Origin of the sequence: Kolteria novifilia, from assembly GCA_007748055.1 — a bacterium.
GTDB classification, from domain to species: domain Bacteria; phylum Planctomycetota; class Planctomycetia; order Kolteriales; family Kolteriaceae; genus Kolteria; species Kolteria novifilia.
Genome location: CP036279.1, coordinates 1,623,403 through 1,642,058, shown reverse-complemented (window position 1 = coordinate 1,642,058; position 18,656 = coordinate 1,623,403). Strand labels below are relative to the sequence as shown.

Here is an 18,656-nt window from a genome sequence, read left to right as displayed (position 1 = left end):
TCGACAGTTGATAGAGCATCTGCTCCGTCACCCCCCGGGTCGTCAGGGTAGGACGTTGCCCGGATTGCTTGGGTCGACCGATCGGCACTATCTCGAGGCCACGGCTGCGAGCCGTTTCGGGGTGCAGCAACAACGTTGCTGCGTGATGGCCTGAGCCACGACGACTGATAAGAGTCATCGCCGGTGTTGATCGCGTTAAGGGGGAGAAGAGCAACGAATGAACCCCACCTTCGATTGACGATGCTGCTTTACGATCAACGATCTGGTACACTAACGCGAGGTGGCCCGGACAAATGCCACGTAGACCGACTGCCAAGTCATGTCCGGGTCGCCTCTCTCTAACACCATTCCGCCGCCCGGCCGCGACACCGGGGATTCGCTCTTCGGCGACGAAGTATCCATCTCTCATCGGCCCGCCTCTCCCTCGCGGAAGAGCCACCGCAGCACATCGGCACCGCGATACCATCGCCGGCCAACGCGTACGGACTCCCGCAGCTCGCCGGCGCGGACCGCGGCGCGAATCGCGCGGTCAGTCAGGCCGAGAGATTTCTTGAGGGCGGCGCGATCGAGGATCGCGTCATCTGCGATCTCCGCGTGTGCCATCACAGGGGGCCCTCACACTTGGCGCGGGCCGCGACGAATCGCCGCTTGATTGACGCAAACGTCTCCTCGTCGAAGAAACTGATCCCTCCCTGGATCACCGCTGGCTTGGCGCGGGACTCCGCCATCGCTCGTGCTAGGGTCTGGCGGTCGATGCCTATCTCGCGGGCCATCTGCCCGACGTGGCGTAGAGTCTGGTCCATGGTCGATCTCCTGGATGGGCCGGTGATTGTGATCCCGTGGTGCTGGCCCGCACACCTCGGGTCAGTTCGCTGGTCAGGCCTCGACGGCCTCAAAAAAACAAAGCTCCGAGTCGTACTCCTCGAGGATCTGCTGGACGATGGGCCAGTCATGATCGAGGTACGCGACTCGGAGCGCGGATAGGGTGTGGTTGGGTGGTCGCCCATCGCGAAAGCGGATGGCGACGATCGGAGCAGGGATGCGATTGACGCCGGGGCCGCGTAAAGTGACCGTTGGGCCGGCGATAGTATCAGTAGCGGACATGCTGAGTACCTCTCGGGTCAGACCGTCATCTTGAGTCTGATCCGATGGTACTCACTGCGATGCGATTTTTTTAGATTGGGAGGTAACGTTGGAGTAGCGACGAAGAAACACTGAAAAAACAATCACGAAGCGGAGAATGTCGCGCTACACTCCGCAATGTGCTCGTCAACGCGTGTCCGATCGAGTTTGGCGATCACGACTGACTTGTTCTCAGCACGATCGATCATGAAAGGATAATCTCGATCGCTGATGTCTTCGCGTATCTTCGTTAGGAGAGTCCTCGCGTAACTATCTTTGAGCTCTAACTCTCTCTTGAACGACTCCCATTCCATCTTTCCATTGTTCTTGAGAATCTTGTTGATCGCGTCTAACCGTCTTTTCGGGGGCGGTGACTCTGCTGGAAAAGGGAACTGGCATCCCTTGAGCCAGAACTCTCCCATGCGGTCGATATGGCCTCGTGCGAGCCCCTCATGGGCGACGACATTGGCCGAGAGTAGCTCCCTCATTTGGATCTCGGCGGGCGCCTCTTCAAGGGCACTACTTTCAACGTGCTGCTCGGCCATCCGAACCGGAGCCTTAGTTGGACCCGTGTCGATCGCGACGACCGGGTCATCGGTAACCCCGATCGCGGTTTCCAACCGATCGACTTCGTTCGATGCGTCCCATCCTTCGCCTTTGTCTCGGATGGCAATCTGAGCGACCGTCAACATCCGCGCGATCGCCTCGAAGACATTCACCGTTGGGTCGAGTCGACTGTAGGAAAGAGAACTCATCAAGAGGCCATCGTCCGAGCACGGGACGTGTTCCGATCCCACGCACGCGAAGGACTCGGCAGAAACAGCCGCGGCTCGCTCGGTTGATACCCGCCCCAAGCCGTGAGAATGGAGCGTCATGAGCGTGCAGTCCACGGCCCTGCTTCGGGGGCCGTGGATGTGGTCGGGTGATTGAAAGAAACACTCATAGCCAAGGCACTGATTGATTGCCGGGGCAATATCGTAGAGCAACTCGCATATGCCTTCGAGTCTTCGATACGCGTCCCACTCGTCCGCGCCTGTCCGATCCCAATCGGGTCGGTCCAACGGATACTCGTTCTCCGAAAGGGAGTTCCACTTCTTTACGAATGCGGGTGTTCGGCGATAGTAGAACAGGTGGACCCTCGCGATGTTGGCGGAACTCGTCTGCCGAACTCCGTGCGTGGGGTCGAGGATTTGCACTTCGCTAAAGGCGCCGCAGGGGATGAACCCATCCTCCATTTGGAAGCCCTTGGCCGGGATTCTGACGCCGAGACTGTTGCCCGCGAACTCGTCAACGACTGGCAAGTCCCAGCGGTCGAGTTTGACTTTCTGCTCATGTCGCTCGTAGATTCCGGGACGTTGTCGGTAGAGTTCAATCGCGTCGTATGACTCAACGCATGGCCGGGGGACCCACGGAAAGTCACCTTCTGGCATGACCATGACTGGATGAAGCGGAAGCATGATCACCGCCGCGTCCCGGCAATCCTTGCTAATCGTGTCTAGCGCAAGCTCGATTCCGTTCGACATGACATTTTCTCCGGGTTTTGTGCCAGCCCGCGTCCAGGGCACCGGAGAGAGCCCCAGACGCGGCTAGCGTTGGTCGGTGATCAGGCCGACATGGCTAGTGTACGTCCGTCGAGTGAGGGCGTCAATCGATAGTGGGGCGAGACGCCTTGCCGCGTCGAGGTCGCGTGCTGCGGTTGTTCCGCTGCCGACAAAGACGCATCGCGTTAGGGTTTTCCCTAATGCCCGCGTCCCTTGGACCAACTACGATGGCTCGAGACCGACGATCCCCCAAGATCCCGGAGCCCCGTCATGTCCAACGCCTACTACGTCATGATTGACGAGACGCCCCAGGGGCCCTACTCGAAAGTCGTCATCGGACGCCTGCTGTACGAGAAGACGATCACGCCCGAAACACCCATCCGAAGCCAAGATGCTCCAGGGTGGAAGACCCTCGGAAGCAACGCCCAGAAGTTCGTCGACCTCTATCGGAAGCAGGGAATGCCGACCGGCGCGAGTTGGTCGCGGGCCGACTCTCCCGAGGTCAAGCCAACACCGCAACCGCAACGGGCCGAACCGGCTCCCGCGCGGAGCCGCGAGTACAAAGTCCTGACGCAGAAAGACAAGTGGTTCTCGGGCAAGTTCGATCCCGAGAAGCTCGAGGAGGCCTTGAACGTTGACGCCTGGCTCTTAGCGGACTTCGCGACCCTTTGGAGCGTTGGTCACCGAACCGCGAGAGGGGTAATGAGCGGCCGGTTGTCCGCGGCGATGTTGACCTCGGCGACGACGTTGTAGACGGAGGCGATTCGTTCTCGAGTCAACACGCTCGCGGGCGGACCGGCACCGTCGACGAGCCCATCCTTGAGCACATAGATCGTGTCCGCGAAGCGGGAGGCGACCTGTAGGTCGTGCAGTGCCATCACCACGCAGAGGCTTCGTTCCGTGCACAATCGTCGAAGCAAGCCGCAGAGGTGGAACTGGTGCTCGATGTCAAGGTTGGATGTCGGCTCGTCGAGAAGCAGAACTCGCGGATCGCGAACGAGAGACTGAGTGATGGCGACCATCTGGCGTTGCCCACCGCTAAGTTCGGTGATCATTCGTTGACTCAAGTCCGCAAGCCCCATCTTCTCGAGCAAACTCTCGACCTGATGAAGGTCCGCCGCTCTCGGTCGCCAACCGAGGCGATGAACGTAGCCGATCAGCACACTCTCAAAGACCGTCAGGCACGCTCCCGTCGACAGGTCCTGGGGGAGATAGCTGACGAGGTTCGAACGCTCATCGGTCGACAACGTCGCGATGTCCCGCCCGTCGAGCACGACGCGTCCTTCCGGCGACAGGAGACCGCAGAGGCACTTGAGGAGCGTCGACTTTCCCGCGCCGTTGGGGCCGAGAAGGACCGTCAACCCAGACTCCGCGTGGAAGTCGACACCTCGGAGAACTGGCTGCGAACGATACGAGAAGGTGACGTCTGTCGCGTCGAGGATCACCAGAAACGACTCCTGCCTCCTAGAATGAGCGAGATAAAGAACGGTACACCGATGAACGCGGTGGCGACACCGAGCGGAAAGACGGTGCCGGGTATGATGCACTTGCTGACGATCGAGGCGCAGGAGAGTAGCAGGGCGCCCAAGATGGCCGAGAGTGGGAGAAAGTACCGCTGGTCTTCGCCGACCGACATGCGCGCGATGTGAGGGGCAACTAGTCCGACAAAGCCGACGGCGCCGACGAAGCAAACCGCAGTGGCCGTCAGGAGAGACACGATCAGAAGGATTCGCCGGCGAAGCGTTCGTACGTCAAGCCCCAGGCTGTTGGCTCGGTCGTCACCTAGTCGCAGCGCCGTGAGTTTCCAAGCGTCGAGAGCAAGAACGGGCAGGGTGACGAGGAGGCAGGCGCTGACGAGCATTAGTTTGGGCCAAGTCGCTCCCTGGAGACTTCCGAAGATCCAGAAGACGATTGCCGCGAGTTGATCTTCCGACGAGACGAATTTCAGAAAAGCGACACCGGCACTGAAGAGAAAGTGAAGGGCCACGCCGCCGAGCACGATGCTCTCCGTCGACCCACCTTTGACACGAGCGATCCCGTAGACGGTGGCGCTGGAGAGCATGGCGAAGCCGAAGGCGGCCAGCGGCACCAAGACGGTCGATCCAACGAGCGATGCGCCCGTGCCGAAGACAAGAGCCAACGCCGCCCCAAAGCAGGCTCCCGACGACACGCCGAGGGTGTAGGGGCTGGCCAGTGGGTTGTTGAGGATCGTTTGCATCTCCGCACCGGCGACTCCGAGAGCGGCACCGACCAACAGGGCCAGCAGGGCTGTGGGCATCCGGAGCATCCAGACGATGACGTGTTCGCGGCCGGAGCCCCCCCAAGGAGAGAGGAGTGTGTGGAAGACTTCCGCGATCGAAAGCGACGCGGGCCCCGTGATCAAATCGACCATCAGTGACACCAGCACGACACCAATGGCGGCGACAAGAAAAAGCAACCGGCGCCGGCTGTGGCGCCGGTAGGAGTCGCTCGGCGAAAGTCCGGTAATGGCGATCGGTGTGGCGATCGTGTCGTCTCGCTGTAACGTATCGCTCATGGTGTCAACGAGGCCATGAAAGGATCGAATGTCGTCGTTCTCACATCGAGCGACTCCAGTTCGTCGATGACACGTAATCGGCTCTCCTCGGTGCCGCCATACTTTGCAGCGCCCATGACGGTGACGTCCTTCAAAAGACAAACTCGTTGACCGGCTTTCAAGAGGCCCCTCGCTCCCGAATTGACGCAGGCGTTGAACCCGTTGCCGAAGACAATCCATTCCTCGACATCAAGGAGTTTGAAGAGCCGAGCGGCGTTGGCATTGGTGTTGAGCACATCGAAGGCTTGGAGAGCGATATTTGTCTCCGGGTCACCACGTCGACGCTTCTGAAGGTAGAATTCGCGGTGCGAAGAGATTTGTTGTTCCCACTCGCGCCGTTCCGGCTTGTCGGGGATGTAGAGGACTTCGGGAATGTCCCCTTCCTCGAGTAGTCGTCCTCCGAGGCATGAGCAAAAGACAAGGGGAAAGGATCGTTCCCGTGCCAACGCGTAGAGTCGCTCGAGTCGCGGTGCCAGGGGAGCTGCCCGCGGACGAATCGTGAAACCGTTTCGCTCCTCGTTTACTTCCCGACAATCGACGTCGAAGAATCCTAGCGGAAACGTCATCCTTTGTCCTCCAAACTGATCATCCACGTGCCTTGGCACGCGTAGGGAAGAAAACGCCGATGGAATTCGTCGAGTCGCTCGCGTGGCGCGAGATCGGCAAAAGTCGCTGGATAGAGCCATTTTGCCAACTGTTGCAGAGCGACGAAATTGAAGGCATGCATGCAGAACCCGTGAAAGATGGCGTGGACGCGTCCCGAGCGGACCGACTGAAGATCACGCCAACCGGGACGGCCTAGATAGGCTCGAAGCCGCGATCGGGCATCGGTGGGATCGGCGGTGTACCCCAAGCGAATGGTGTCGGGAAACGTGGGCCAGTTGGCGCCGGTAAAGATGATCAACTGAGGATCCTTCGCCAGAAGGTATTCGGGATGGACCGGAGTCAGATTGGGAACGACTCCGACCGCGATGTTGCGCGACGGAAGACGGCCAACAATGGCCGCCCAACAGGAGAGTCGTCGCTGGGAATCGTAGGTCCAAGTCCACCCGAATGTCGCGACGCCGCGCGCGCCCTGTTCGAGGTAGACACTCGGAGATGGCTCTTCGATATCGTCGAGTTTCGAGTAGACCTCTTGCAGGCGAGCTTCGATAAACTCGTTGATCTCTCGACTTCGATCTTCCCGATCCAGGATTCGTCCGAGCAACGCGAGACTTCGCTGGGGATCAACGAGCGGATCATTCGCCGTCTCGAGAAAGAGAAGTGGGATACCGGCGCGTTCCATTCGATCGATGCTGTCATGGCTACGTTCTCGCATGAAGTTCTCGACGATCACGAGATCGGGATTGAGATCGAGGATCTGCTCAACGCTGGTCGCGTCCCGATAGATCGAACCGATGTTCGGAACGTCGGCCAGCCACGGGTAGGCCTCGACAAACATCTCGTATCCGTCCCGATCATACGCTTTGAGGTCAGGGCCCCATGCGACGAGCTTGCCTCGCATCTCTTCGCCAAGTAGGAGTGCCAGTTCGTAGATGTCGCGACCGCGGATCAAGACGATCCGTTCGATCGGTTGCTTGAGCGTGACCTCGCGTCCGGCGAGATCGGTTACCGTGATGGTGGCTTCGGAGATGGGAACCTCGGACGGCGTCGTGGAGACGCCGCAGCCGATCGAGGAAAGAGCGCCAACGAGAAGACAGGCGATACGAGCACGTGACATGGTGATCCCTTGGGGCAAGTCGCTTCGGATACTCGCTACTTGCGTTTCGAGACCAGATCGAAATTGGCTTGGTCCGTCCCTCCCTCGGGAACCTTGAAACGAAGCGAGCCATCGGAGGCGTTCGAAGGCAACGTGATCTCACGCGTCGGCTTTCCTGGAATGTCCGGAGTCCCCTCCTCGTCGCCATTTCCATTTAGGGAAATCGAGATACGGACAACATGTTCCGCACTAACGGCACCATTGCCCCCCTTGACCGTTTGGAGCGTGAAGTTCCCTTCGCTGTCCGTTCGGCCCAGTGATCCCGGACCGACGTTGGGGTTGTCCTTGTCCTCGGCGAGGGGGACGAACGTGAGCGAGACGTCGGGACAGGGTTGTCCATTGAGCGTCACTCGCCCAGAGACAGGAACGACACCGTACTCATTCCCGCCGCAACCAACGAACGTGAGGCACATGGCTACGAGCATTCCTCGAATCACAAGGTAACGAGGAAGCGCTCGTGACCGTGGGAACGACGTCGGTACGTGCCGAAGGTAATCTGTCGGTGCGGGCATCGGACGGGAACTCCACAGTGTCATCGGCGGAATTGGTTTCACCAAGAAGTTGGGTTCTCGTGGTTTTTCCACGTCAGGGCAACTCGACGATCTCGCCACCATTGATCGTTGCCAAGTTGTAGAGAATCGTCAGGTCGATGCTCTCGCTGATGGCCCCGACCGAACCGTCCACGAAGACGAATTGGATCACTCCCGCATGTGTGCTTCCCCAACCGCGGGCACAGGGGGCCGACCAGTCGCCGGCGGCGCTGGCCAACGCGGCGCACTGGTCGTAGTCCGCGGTAAGCGAGAGAGGATGTTCGATGGAATGCGACATGGAGTAGTAGATGTACGGGTAGGCCCAAAATGTCGCCAAATCGAGCCGTTCGACCGAAGCCTTTTCGCCGACCATCAAGGTCTTCGACGCTCCGTCGGTGACGGTACTCAGCGACTCACAAGCTTCACCCGGAAAGGCACCAACGCTGTGCAACACACCTCGCTTTTGGTCTTCTGGGTAGTTCAGGGTGCCATCGCCGTCGTAGTCGTAGAGGCCGTCCCACCAGCCCTGCTCGCGAAGCGTTCCGATCGATCCGACCGCTCCGGCCACCCCCTTGTAGCTTCCGGTGCGGTAGGTCAAGTCGAGTCCGCCACGGGCGCTAGTGCCTCCCGGACCGGTCAACGGAATCGCGAGCTTTCCTCCGGAGGGATCCGAAGGACAGATGTAGGTCTTGACGAGCGATTGGTGGACGAAGTTGTTCTCCACCGACTCATTGTGAATGTTGAAGTTGTATCGGTCGGCGAGACTCGGTTGGTCGCCGTACTGAAGGATCGAGAGGGCCCAGTTGCTGAAGCTTGGTTCGGAGCAGCACTCGCCGACGGTGACCCCGCCCGCCGGGAAACAGTTGTTGGCGTCATGGTAGTTGTGCAGGGCAATGCCGATCTGCCGGAGGTTGTTGGAACACTGCATCCGTCGGGCGGCTTCACGTGCCTGTTGAACGGCTGGTAACAATAACGCAACCAAGACGCCAATGATCGCGATCACGACAAGTAGTTCAACGAGCGTGAACGCCTTCTTCGGGAAGGGAGTGTTGGGGCGTGGAGAACTCATGACTGGTCAACACCTGCAAACGGAAGGATCACTGGCAAACACGGAAGTCCGTGTGAGTCGTCCGCATTTCGCGATTTCCGTGCCAAGAGGCCTTCTCTATCGTCGGTGACAGACTAACCGCCTACGACATCGGACCTTGTGGAAATGCCGCCCGAGTTCCCTTCGGACGAGACGGAGACGTCCGACGGCGACAATTTAACCATGGACGGCGAGAAATTCGCCACCGAGAGATGCCCGAACTTTGTCAGTGACTTTCGTGAAAGTGCCGAGGAATTGAACGCGGACGCCAGTCAGCGCCGACCCGCAAACCGTTGAGTCAATTCGCCACTGACCAAAACGGCGCCCTACCGAGCGCCACGTTAACGACATCTTTTGCACACTTGGGTATCATCTACTGTGCGAAGGGTGGCGACGAAACCCCGATGAACTCCAGGGTTTGACACCTAAGCGACTAGCAGATAACAGGTTAGAATCGACTTCTAATCCGTAGGTTGGTGGTTCGAGTCCACCCGGGCGTGCTTTGGCGGTGCCCCGCTCGCGTGCGGGGATCGGCTATTTCACGATAAGACGAAGGACGCCCCACGCGATCATCGTGGTGAGAAAGATCGACACGATCACGATGACGAGATTGACCATGATCCGCTGAAGAAAATTCGTCTTCACGCGAACGATTCGCAGGTCGATCATCGTGATGAAGCCCAGAACGCTCGACTCCCCACTGAACGCGTAGGGGAACCGCTGAGTGCAGACAATCCACTCCTGCGTGAACGGCACAACGCTGACGGCTTGGCAATGGACATCGGTGCCCGTCGCGGGATTGGTCACCTCGTCGATGAAGCTCGGGTTCGCCGCGAGTAGCGCGAGCGCCGACTGTTGCGGGACGTAGTCGGGCGACTGAACGACAACAATCCTTCCTTCGGTATCCGTCACGACCACCACCGCGACGGGATGATCGCCAATCGCCCCCATCAAGAGTTCACCGACATCGACGACCGCCACGATCACCCCGAGCAGTTCCGCCTCATCGCGGACCGCCATCGCCACGACCGTTGTCGCCGAGACGGCCTCACTCTTCCCCTGGTGGCCCAGCCGTAACACGGGCTCGCCTTGCGGTTGCCGCTCCGCGGCGACGACGCTCTTGCGCTGCTGTTCGCTCAGGGGAGAGCCGCGCCCCTCGCGTGAGACGACCATGTTGTCCTTTAGCGTGAAGGTCCATGAGGGCGTGAACGTCCCGTCGTCGCCACGAGCGCCGAAGATCACCGACCTCAGGAGTCGCTGACTCTTGAGGAACCGATGGATTTCACCAAGCGATTCCTCGCGTCGCTGGGGATCCATCCCCGGAACCAAGAGATTCTCCGTGGCGCTGGAGGCGCTGAGAAACTCGAGTTCGCCCTCGAGTTCATGGAGCCCCTTCTGCACGCGGCTTCGTTCGTTGGCCCCACGCGTGGTGACGATGCTTTCCGAAGCGACGGTGCCGCCGGTGATCACATCGGCGTAGATCACTCCCATGATCACCAAGGGCAGAAGCAAGCAGAGGACCATCCCGACGACAAGGGACGTGCGCATGGGGTAGGTCAGGGCCACGCGCGCGAAACGCCGCCCCCACGGTTCTCGGTGGACGGAGACCGGATCGTCCGCGAGCCAATGCTGAAGGTCCGTCGTGAGATCGCGAACCGTCTGGTAACGATGGGATGGATCCTTGGCCATCGCCGTGGCGCAGACGGCGTCAATGGACGGCGGCAAGTTGGCAATGATGCCTCGGGCGCGCGGAGTGGGCTGGGAAAGGATATAGCCGATGACCTCCCGCGCATCCATGGTCTCCTCGGGCAAGTGGGGAGGCTGGCCGGTCAGGATGTCGAAGAGGGTCGCTCCAAGACAGTAGACGTCGGATCGTTCATCGACATTGGGTCCGCCCTCGGCTTGTTCGGGAGCCATCCATAGAGGCGTACCGATCCTCGTGCCCGGGAGCGTTTGCTCATAGCTCGTTCCCGCATGGACCGTCTCGGAGGTCGACTCGTTCTCCGAACGATCGGTGACTTTCGCCAGCCCCCAGTCGAGGAGATGGGTCTCCCCGAAATCTCCGCAGACGATGTTCGCCGGCTTGATATCCCGATGGATCACGCCGCGCGAATGAGCGAAGGAGACGGCCTCGCAAACACTGACGAGCCGTTGGACAAGAGCGCGAAGATGCTGGCGCCGCGCGGGGTTGTTTCGCCGAAGATCGGGCGCGTCATGGATCAACGCCTCGAGCGTGCGTCCCTGGACCCAACGCATGACATAGTATGGGGGAGCGTCGGCCACCTGCCGGGGCACCGAGTAGACCGGAACAATGTTCGGATGCTCGAGCTGGGCGGTCACACGGCCTTCGGCGAGAAAGCGGGCCGCGATCTCGGGATCGTCGCTCCGATCGGCTCGGAGTTGCTTCACCAGAACGGTCCGCCCGGCTCCTTCGTCGCGCACCTTCCAGATCTGTCCGAGCCCCCCCCGCGCGAACGGCTCTTCCCCACGAAGCTCTTGCGGGGAGCAGTAAGCATCGATATGCCAGACGAGCGCCGGCAGCCGCCTCCAGAATTCGCGTCTGACCTCGGGAGGCAGCGTTTGGATCGCTTCGGCGATTCCTTGTTGGCGGGTACGGCTTCGGGCGCGAAGATCCTCGGTCATCGAGCCGAGACATTTCCGGAGACTCGTCTCCGTGAGGACTTGTCGATCGACGAGTTCCGTCCCGAGAGAAGGTCCCGACTCTGACCGCTTCGAGAGGTGTTCTTCCGCGACCAAGAGAACCTTGCGGGCATCGACACCCTCCCAGTTCAAGAGCCGCAGGAGCAGGAGGATCTCGAAGTCGACCATGGTGTTTGTCCGGCATCTCGTGCTCGCCCGCTCACCAACGTCGCCAATGGCGGTGGACGCGCGACGACTTCTCGATGTGTGCGAGCGGTTTGCTTGTTCGGGGCGTATGTCGACCGCAGGGTGTCTTCGGGGCGAGCCCGACTCCCGCGTTGCCCATGGTACTGACGTCTCCAGGGAAAACGAGTCCAAAGCCGACGCGTCCCCCGCTCCCGACTCCCTGGGAGATTCGCATGGAGCACTTGCTTTCCCACGATGCAGGAGCCATGATCGAGTCATCGTCGGGATCGCGCGTCTCGGCCCCTTTCTGACGTCGAAATCCGTTTCCGAGGACATTCGAGAGGTTCCAACACCCACGAGGGATGAAGGACCGGGGCCTCGTCAACCGGAGGCGGCTCGCGATGGAACTCCACGTCGGCCCCCAAACTCGGCGAACGATTGTCGTAAGACGGAATGGTTGATGAAGCATCTTCTACGTTGTTCGATCTGGATCCTCGCCACCGCGAACCTCGCGGTCGCCCAGGACGTCGGCGGGTTTCTGCGGCAGCACTGCGTCAAGTGCCATGGCCAACGACTCGAGGAGGGGGAGCTTCGGCTCGATCACCTCACTTCCCCCGATGCGACGACCGCGGAAACCTGGACCCTCGTCGCGGACATGATCGAGTCGGGCGACATGCCGCCGGAGGGCGAGGCCTCTCCCGACCCTGAGCAAACCAGACGGTTCCTCTCTTGGATCAACGCGAAGTTGGCCAAGGCCCAATCACCGCCGGCGGCGACGCGTCGGCTCAACCGCGTCGAGTATGAACACACGCTCCACGATCTTCTCGGGATCGACGTTCCGCTGGCGCCGCTGCTTCCCGAGGATGGTGAGGTTCAGGGGTTCGACAACGTCGCCAGTGGTTTGGGAATCTCCTCGATCCTGATGGAGCGCTATCTCGAAGCGGCCAATGTCGCCTTCGAACACACCATCCGCAGGATCAAGCCGCTCCCCCCAAGCACGCGGCGCGCCGTCTTGATGGAGTCGAAAGAGAACATCGGCTCGGTCAAAGGGAAGAAAGGCGGCGTCATCGAGTCCCACGGCGCGTTCGTCGACTTCACGCCGGGTTGGCCTCCCGCCCGTGTCGACGCGGCCCATCCCATCGAAGGCGGCACCTACCATTGCCGCGTCGCCGTCTGGCCCCACGACCCGGGCGATCGAACCCTGAGCGTTGGCGTCTTCACCGGCCCCCTCTTCGGGCCGGGAGAGCGGACCTTCGAGGGGATGTTCGACGTGACCGGCACGCCGAAGGAGCCACGCGTGATCGAGTTCACCACGCGTCTGGAAGCGGGGCATGCCCTCCACATTCTCCCCTGGATCTACCCCGAACACGTGACCTGGCGTGACAAGGATGAGCCACGGCCGGGCGTCGCCATCGCTTGGGCGGAGACCCACGGACCACTCGACCAGAGCTTTCCCGCCGAGTCCCAGGCTCGACTCTTCGGCGATTCGAAGTCGTTGACGCTCAAGGAGGGCCGGCCGTTCTACCTGCGTCATCGTCGCGGGGTGAAGGAACACTTCATCGACTCGACCGAGCCGCGCGCCGATCTCCAGCGGCTCCTCCGCGATTTCGCTCCCCGCGCCTTTCGCCGGCCGGTCGACGACGCGCTGATCGACCAGTTCATCGAACTGGCCCAGGCCCGACTCGACGACGGCGACACCTTCGAGCAAGCCGCGCGCACCGGCGTCACCGCGATACTCTGCTCGCCCCACTTCCTCCTGCTCAACCAAGAGGAGCGCGTGGATGACTACACGCTGGCATCGCGACTCTCCTATTTCCTTTGGTCCTCGATGCCCGACGAGGAACTGACGCGGCTGGCGGCCGAGGGCAAGCTCGGCGACTCCAAGATTCTCCACGAACAAGTGGAACGGATGATAAGCGATCCGAAGATTGAACGCTTCGTCGACCACTTCACCGGTCAATGGCTCGACCTGCGCGAGATTGAGTTCACGACACCGGACAAGAAGCTCTACCCGGAGTTCGACGACCTGCTCCTGCGTTCGATGCTGGCCGAGACGCGTCGCTTCTTCCGCCATCTTCTCGAGGAAGACTTGAGCGTTCTGAACTTCGCCGATGCCGACTTCACGATCCTCAACCAACGACTCGCGACGCACTACGGCATTCCCGGCGTCCGCGGCCATGAGGAGTTTCGCGTTGTTCCGCTTCCCTCGGACAGCGTTCGCGGCGGGTTGCTAACCCAAGCGAGCATTTTGAAAGTCACCGCCAACGGGACAACCACCTCGCCCGTGCTGCGAGGCGTCTGGGTGTTGGATCGGCTACTCGGGCAACCCGCGCCACCGCCGCCACCCGGCGTCCCCGCGGTCGAACCCGATATCCGAGGGGCCACCTCCATCCGCGAGCAGTTGGCGCTCCACCGCGAGAACGGGGCATGTAACCGTTGCCACACCCGCATCGACCCGCCGGGTTTCGCGTTGGAGGAGTTCGACGTCATCGGAGGGCATCGCGACGCCTACCGTTCACTCGAAGGAGACCGGAAGCGGCGCGTTGGCCGAACGCGTTACTTCGTCGGTCCGCCGGTGGTCTCTAGCGGTGAATTAGCCGATGGGCGGACGTTCGCGAACTTTGTCGAGTTCCGCGAACGACTCGCCGACGACCCGGAAACGATCGCCCGCGCCATCGCCCAAAAGCTACTCGTCTATGGCTGCGGTCGACCGATCACGCGCGGCGACAGGGACTTGGTCGACGCGGTCGTTCGCGCGGCGCGTTCGAGCAACTTCGGACTCCGCTCGATGATTCACGCGGTGGTCGACAGCGAGCTCTTTCGGCGGCCCTAGTTTCCTGTTTGGCAAGTTCGTCACATGAAATCTCGGGCCTCAAATCGTGCAGGAGTTTGCCCAATGACAGGCATTTCCGGCATGCGCACGGCCAGCGTGGGCATGGCACCCAAGAGTCTCTTAGGCCATGAACTTACCAATAAGGACACAAGTGCTCTGTTCCAACGTGGTGTTGGTGTTTGTGCAATTCCAACCCTTTGGCACTGGCTGACAAGCAGCCAGTGGCCCCCCAAAACTCCGATGGACCAGTTCACTAGGCAACGACTCACCGAAGCTGCGGCGCAACGTATGTTGGCGGAATCGCCATTGGAACATTGACAGGTTACTCACCCCGACTCGGACTCCAGGCCATGCCACGTTCAACACTCGATCGTCGATCGTTCCTCCGTGCTTCGGGGGTCGCCCTTGGACTTCCCATTCTTGAAGCGACCGCCCGGCAAACCACCCGAGCCGCGACCAACCAAGCGCAACCCAGGCGGATGGTCGCGATCTGTGCTCCGCTCGGCATACACACGCCCTACCTCGTGCCCACCACGGCCGGAAGAGACTACGACGCCACGCCCTACCTCGAGCCGCTGCAACAGGTGCGCGACCAGGTATCGGTCATCTCGGGGTTGATGCACCCGATGGTCGACGGCGGCCATGCCGCGGAAAAGAGCTTCCTCACTGGAGCCGCCCATCCGGGCCAACCAAGTTTTCGCAACACGATTTCTCTGGACCAGTTCGCCGCGGAGCGGATCGGACACAAGACGCGTTTCCCGTTCCTCTCCCTCTCGGCCGGCAACGGCGGGATCTCCTACACGCGTTCGGGGGTGTTGATCCCGTCGGAAGGAAGACCGTCGCGCGTCTTCAAGCAACTCTTTCTCGAGGGAACTCCCTCGGAAAAGACCGAGCAACTTCGGCGTATCAAGAGCGGGCAAAGCATCCTCGACCTGGTCGGCACGCAGGTCGGCGACATCAAACGGCGATCGAGTCGCCGCGATCGCCAGACGCTCGACCAATACTTCACGAGCGTCCGCGAACTCGAACAACGGATGACGCGCGCCGAGGAGTGGGTCCACCGTCCTAAACCCACCGTCAACGAAAAGCCTCCGACCGACATCGACGATCGAGCCAACTTCTCCGGCCGCATGAAACTCTTTCTCGACCTGATGGCGCTCGCGCTTCAGACCGACTCGACGCGGCTGATCACGCTCAAGGGACCGGGCGGCAACGAGGTGGTCGATCTCAAGGGAGTCGATGACGGCTGGCACAACCTCAGCCATCACGGCAAGTCCCCGGAAAAGATCGAGCAACTGGCGATCATCGAGAAGGAGGAGATGCGGCTCTTCGGTGAGTTTCTCAAGCGGCTTGCCGACATCCAGGAAGGGGAACACTCCGTGCTCGACCAAACCGCCATTCTCCTGGGATCGAGTCTCGGCAACGCCTCGAGTCACAATAACAGCAATCTGCCGATTGTCGTCGCCGGCGGCCGCTTCGACCACGGCCAACACCTCGCCTTCGCCGCCGACTCCGCGCCACCGCTGGCGAATCTCTTCATCTCCTTCCTTCAGCACCTCGAACTCGAGAACGACACCTTCTCCAGCGGAAAGGGAACCCTCCGAGGTTTGTCGAGCTAGCGCTCTGTTCCAACTTGGTGTTGGTGTTCGTGTTGGTGCAACGCTAGCCCTTTGGCCCTGGCCAACAAGCAGCTAGTGGCCCCCTGAAACCTAGATGGACCAGGGCACGAGCCTCCCTCAATGGAGTCGTCGCCATGTCCATCTTGGGTGTCGCGCTGAGCGACCAACGGTCACCCAAACGACCCAAGGCGACAAGACGTGGACTTCGGTCTTCCCTTCGCCGTCTCAAGAGGTATCTTGGGACACGGCCTTCTCCCTATGCTCAACGGTCAACGCGATCGAGAAACCGAACCCGTAGTCTTTCCTCTCCGCGACCCGGTGAGGGCGAACAGTCTCCACTCTCCGACAGGGAAACCATGACACCAGTTGCTCGCTCCAACCGTTGGGTTCACGGCCTTCTCCTTCTTGGTATCGCGATCGCGATCCCAAGCGTGGCCCGATCGGCCGAACCAGCCGGTGTTCACAAGGACATCGAGTTCGCCAACGTCGACGGCCACAGCCTGAAACTCGACCTCTACCTCCCCGACACCAAGCACCCACCGCTGGTCGTCTGGATTCATGGAGGTGGCTGGCGGGCTGGCAGCAAGGCCAAGTGCCCCGTCACTTGGCTCACCGATCATGGGTACGCCGTGGCGAGCATTTCCTATCGGCTGACCGACAAAGCGACCTTTCCCGCCCAGATCCACGACTGCAAGGCCGCGGTGCGCTGGCTAAGGGCCAACGCGGACAGGTACGGCTATCGAACCGAACCGATGGCGGTCGCCGGTTCGAGTGCCGGCGGCCATCTCGCGGCCCTGATGGGAACCTCGGGCGAGGTCGAGGAACTCGAGGGCGAGGTCGGCGGCAATCTCGATCAGTCGTCGCGTGTCGATGCCGTCATCGATCTCTACGGAGCGACCGATTTCGTCCTGCGCTCCAAGACGCAGCCTCATCGCGCCAACAAGGAGGGCTCCGTCGTCCATCGGCTTCTCGGTGGAGGTGCCGACAAGAGAGTGGCGTTGGCCAAACAAGCATCCCCCGCATTTCACGTCACCCCCGACGATCCCCCCTTTCTCGTCCTCCACGGCGACAAGGACAAGACCGTCCTGCTCGATCAGTCCGAGCGGATCCAGCAGGTCTACCGCGACGCGAACCTACCGCTCGAGCTGCGCGTCCTCAAGGGCTCCGGACACGGCGGCAAGGAATTCACCAGCGGCCCCCGACGGGAGCTGATGCTCGAGTTCCTCCAAGAACATCTCCGGCCAACGACCGCCTCCCGCGACCTGCCGCGAAGCACACCGGAGTCGCAGGGAGTCGACTCGGCAAGCATTCGAGCCTTCGTTCGAGAAGCCGACGAGACGATCGACACGATGCACAGCTTCATGCTCGTCCGCCACGGTCACGTCATTGCCGAAGGCTGGTGGAGCCCCGAGTCGGCGTCGAAACCGCACATCCTCTGGTCGCTAAGTAAGAGCTTCACCTCTACGGGCATTGGACTCGCGATCGCCGAAGGGAAGCTGCGTATCGACGATCCCGTCCTCAAGTTCTTTCCCACGAAGGCCCCTTCGCAACCCTCGGCGAATCTCAAGGCGATGCGCGTTCGCGACCTGCTGACGATGGCGACCGGACAAGATCCCCTACCCCGACTCGCGCCCGACGATGTTTGGACCCAGAAGTTTCTCGCCGCGAACGTTCCCTATCGGCCCGGTTCCCGCTTCCTCTACAACACACCCGCGACCTACATGCAGTCGGCGATCGTCCAGCAAGTGACCGGCGAGACCCTACTCGACTATCTGCAACCGAGACTCTTTGCTCCCCTCGGCATCGCCAAGCCCGTTTGGAGGTCGAGCCCCCAGGGCGTCTCGATCGGCGGCTACGGCCTGTACCTTCGCACCGAGGACATTGCGAAGTTCGGTCAACTCTACCTGCAAGAGGGAACGTGGGACGGCAAGCAACTCATCCCAAGCGACTGGATCGCGCAGGCGACCAGCAAGCAGATCGAAAACGCCGATGCCCCAAGCGGCAGAAACCCCGATTGGCGACAAGGGTACGGCTTTCAGTTTTGGCGGTGCCGTCACGATGCCTACCGGGGCGATGGGAGGGATGGTCAGTTCTGTATCGTCCTGCCAAACCAGGAAGCGGTCATCGTGATGACCGCGAAGACGAACAACATGCAGGGCCAACTCGATCTCGTCTGGAGACACCTGCTCCCCGCCTTCGACAATGTCCCACTTCCAGAGAACAAGGTCGAACAGACCCGTTTGGAGCAGGCCCTCGCGAACCTCAAGGTCAAAGGGTTGTAAGACAAACAATCCTGCCCCCCCAGGTCGACGAATCACCATCACGCCAAGTCAAGCGATGGACCATCGCAACACTCCGTTCGATACCGACTAGATCACGTCGCGGACGACTCCCCTTCCCATGAACTGGTTGTGAAATTCCACTTCTTGCAGTGAATAGACTTGCGGATGGACCTCGGAAACACCAGAATTCTGTCCAGCCTTAGCTAATCAGGTGCCCGACCGATCGTTTGGCGCTGATGTGAGACGATGATGACCATCTCGCAGGTGGTCGAGGTCAGTTCTCGTCGTCTGGCCCATTCGCCATCGTCTCTCCACGCACCACGACCGACGCGGGTGCGCGTCGCCGATAGCAAAGAGATCAATGGGCGGGTCGACACGGCCCGGCAAGCGTCTTTCGACAAGAACCTCTTTCTCGACGGAGTGTTCTCGTGATGTGTTCCTCACCACACACGAAGCTCCTCTTCGGAGATCCGCGACCGCGT

Annotated in this window: 14 protein-coding genes; 4 read left to right on the top strand and 10 right to left on the bottom strand. The window is 60.9% G+C overall.

Annotated elements, in window-relative coordinates:
* Positions 1 to 405 precede the first annotated feature (405 nt).
* From Pan216_RS06085 to Pan216_RS06075, 3 genes are all read right to left on the bottom strand, one after another.
* Positions 406 to 603: a hypothetical protein gene (locus Pan216_RS06085; RefSeq protein ID WP_145256240.1), complete on the bottom strand. Its 198-nt coding sequence runs from the start codon at positions 601 to 603 to the stop codon at positions 406 to 408.
* Positions 603 to 803, bottom strand: coding sequence for a hypothetical protein (locus Pan216_RS06080; protein WP_145256232.1), 201 nt, complete (start codon positions 801 to 803; stop codon positions 603 to 605). Before Pan216_RS06080 ends, Pan216_RS06085 begins: the two co-directional genes overlap by 1 nt.
* 423 nt (positions 804 to 1,226) lie before the next feature.
* Positions 1,227 to 1,841, bottom strand: a complete 615-nt coding sequence (locus tag Pan216_RS06075) for a hypothetical protein (protein WP_145256229.1) — start codon at positions 1,839 to 1,841, stop codon at positions 1,227 to 1,229.
* A gap of 1,092 nt (positions 1,842 to 2,933) precedes the next feature.
* Between Pan216_RS06075 and Pan216_RS06070 the strand changes: the two genes are divergently transcribed.
* Complete coding sequence (locus tag Pan216_RS06070) at positions 2,934 to 3,416, top strand: DUF4339 domain-containing protein (protein WP_145256226.1); 483 nt, start codon at positions 2,934 to 2,936, stop codon at positions 3,414 to 3,416.
* On the opposite strand, the gene Pan216_RS06065 is transcribed toward Pan216_RS06070, so the two are convergent.
* The 7 genes from Pan216_RS06065 to Pan216_RS06035 form a co-directional block, all read right to left on the bottom strand.
* On the bottom strand, positions 3,344 to 4,108 hold the full coding sequence (locus Pan216_RS06065) for an ABC transporter ATP-binding protein (RefSeq protein WP_145256224.1): 765 nt from the start codon (positions 4,106 to 4,108) through the stop codon (positions 3,344 to 3,346). The genes Pan216_RS06070 and Pan216_RS06065 overlap by 73 nt on opposite strands.
* Positions 4,105 to 5,199, bottom strand: a complete 1,095-nt coding sequence (locus tag Pan216_RS06060) for a FecCD family ABC transporter permease (protein ID WP_145256221.1) — start codon at positions 5,197 to 5,199, stop codon at positions 4,105 to 4,107. Before Pan216_RS06060 ends, Pan216_RS06065 begins: the two co-directional genes overlap by 4 nt.
* Positions 5,196 to 5,804, bottom strand: a complete 609-nt coding sequence (locus tag Pan216_RS06055; protein ID WP_145256219.1) for a hypothetical protein — start codon at positions 5,802 to 5,804, stop codon at positions 5,196 to 5,198. The genes Pan216_RS06060 and Pan216_RS06055 overlap by 4 nt, the downstream gene beginning before the upstream one ends.
* Positions 5,801 to 6,958, bottom strand: coding sequence for an ABC transporter substrate-binding protein (locus Pan216_RS06050; RefSeq protein ID WP_145256216.1), 1,158 nt, complete (start codon positions 6,956 to 6,958; stop codon positions 5,801 to 5,803). Before Pan216_RS06050 ends, Pan216_RS06055 begins: the two co-directional genes overlap by 4 nt.
* A gap of 35 nt (positions 6,959 to 6,993) precedes the next feature.
* Positions 6,994 to 7,410: a DUF4198 domain-containing protein gene (locus Pan216_RS06045; RefSeq protein WP_145256212.1), complete on the bottom strand. Its 417-nt coding sequence runs from the start codon at positions 7,408 to 7,410 to the stop codon at positions 6,994 to 6,996.
* 172 nt (positions 7,411 to 7,582) lie between these two features.
* Entirely contained in the window at positions 7,583 to 8,596 is a 1,014-nt protein-coding gene (locus Pan216_RS06040) for a DUF1559 domain-containing protein (RefSeq protein WP_145263701.1), read from the bottom strand.
* A gap of 552 nt (positions 8,597 to 9,148) precedes the next feature.
* Positions 9,149 to 11,443: a serine/threonine protein kinase gene (locus Pan216_RS06035; RefSeq protein WP_419193317.1), complete on the bottom strand. Its 2,295-nt coding sequence runs from the start codon at positions 11,441 to 11,443 to the stop codon at positions 9,149 to 9,151.
* Positions 11,444 to 11,900: 457 nt separating this feature from the next.
* On the opposite strand from Pan216_RS06035, the gene Pan216_RS06030 reads away from it, so the two are divergent.
* From Pan216_RS06030 to Pan216_RS28080, 3 genes are all read left to right on the top strand, one after another.
* Positions 11,901 to 14,273, top strand: a complete 2,373-nt coding sequence (locus Pan216_RS06030) for a DUF1592 domain-containing protein (RefSeq protein ID WP_419193316.1) — start codon at positions 11,901 to 11,903, stop codon at positions 14,271 to 14,273.
* A gap of 350 nt (positions 14,274 to 14,623) precedes the next feature.
* On the top strand, positions 14,624 to 15,892 hold the full coding sequence (locus Pan216_RS06025) for a DUF1552 domain-containing protein (protein WP_145256204.1): 1,269 nt from the start codon (positions 14,624 to 14,626) through the stop codon (positions 15,890 to 15,892).
* A 356-nt stretch (positions 15,893 to 16,248) separates the two neighbouring features.
* On the top strand, positions 16,249 to 18,174 hold the full coding sequence (locus Pan216_RS28080; RefSeq protein ID WP_419193315.1) for a serine hydrolase: 1,926 nt from the start codon (positions 16,249 to 16,251) through the stop codon (positions 18,172 to 18,174).
* The last annotated feature ends 482 nt before the right edge of the window (positions 18,175 to 18,656 follow it).